1 protein-coding gene is annotated in these 1334 nt (G+C 67.6%); it reads left to right on the top strand.

Translation table 11 applies throughout. The features are described from left to right. On the top strand, nt 1–1334 hold a 1334-nt coding region (locus ACOVRJ_RS19045; RefSeq protein WP_422045402.1), incomplete at both ends, for a methylmalonyl-CoA mutase family protein.

Raw genomic sequence — 1334 nt, 5'->3', positions numbered from 1 at the left:
GCGGCCAGCCAGCTCGAGAAGATCGACATGCTGGACTTTGCCGACTTCGTGGCGATCAACAAGTTCGACCGCAAGGGTGCCGCGGACGCGCTGCGCGACGTGAGCAAGCAGGTCCAGCGCAACAAGGGCGACTTTGCCCGCAAGCCCGACGAGATGCCCGTGTTCGGCACCATGGCCGCGCGCTTCAACGACGACGGCGTGACCGCGCTGTACCACGCCATCCTGCCGCGGCTGAAGGAGCTGGGGCTCAAGGTCGGCGAGAGCCACCTGCCGCATGTTTTCACGCGCCACTCCACCAACCAGACCCCCATCGTGCCGCCGCCGCGCACCCGCTATCTGGCGGAGATTGCCGACACCGTGCGCGGGTACAAGAGGCGGGCGGTCGAGCAGGCGCGCATTGCGCGGGAGCGGCAGCAGTTGCTCGAAGCGCGCCGCATGCTGGCCCTCACCCTCAGTCCCTCTCCCACTGAGGTGGGAGAGGGAAGCAAAGCGCTCTCGGCTGTGGCGCCCGCATCGGGAGCAGAAGCGGCCATCTTTCCCTCTCCCGCATCAGCGGGAGAGGGTGGCGCGCGCAGCGCGACGGGTGAGGGTGGCGCGCTTAGCGCGACGGTTGAGGGCGCACTGCCCCCCCACCCGCCCGCACTGACCCAACTCGCCGACCTGGCCCACGAGCGCGACAGCCGGCTGGACCCCCGCAGCAAGAAACTCCTCGCCATGTGGCCGCAGATGCAGCAGGCCTACGGCGGCGACGAGTACGTGGTCAAGATCCGCGACAAGGAGATCCGCACCAAGCTCACGCACACCAGCCTCTCCGGCTCCAAGATCCGCAAGGTCGCCCTGCCCCGGTACGAAGACCACGGCGAGATCCTCAAGTGGCTGCTGCTGGAAAACGTGCCCGGCAGCTTCCCCTACACCGCCGGTGTCTTTGCCTTCAAGCGCACGGGGTCAGGTAACGACAGCGAAGACCCCACCCGCATGTTTGCCGGCGAGGGCGACCCGTTCCGCACCAACCGCCGCTTCAAGCTGCTGAGCGAAGGCATGCCGGCCAAGCGGCTGTCCACCGCCTTCGACAGCGTGACGCTGTACGGCAACGACCCCGACCTGCGCCCCGACATCTATGGCAAGGTCGGCAACAGCGGGGTGTCCATCGCCACGCTGGACGACATGAAGGTGCTGTACTCGGGCTTCGATCTGACCGCGCCCAACACCAGCGTGAGCATGACGATCAACGGCCCGGCGCCCACGATCCTGGCGATGTTCATGAACACCGCCGTCGACCAGGCGCTGGACAGGTTCCGCGCCGAAAACCGGCGCGAGCCCACCGACGACGAGGC

Origin of the sequence: Roseateles sp. (genome assembly GCF_049240545.1) — a bacterium.
GTDB lineage: Bacteria > Pseudomonadota > Gammaproteobacteria > Burkholderiales > Burkholderiaceae_C > Paucibacter_A.
Note: the sequence above shows the minus strand (reverse complement) of the source record. Positions and strands in the feature narration are given on the sequence as shown.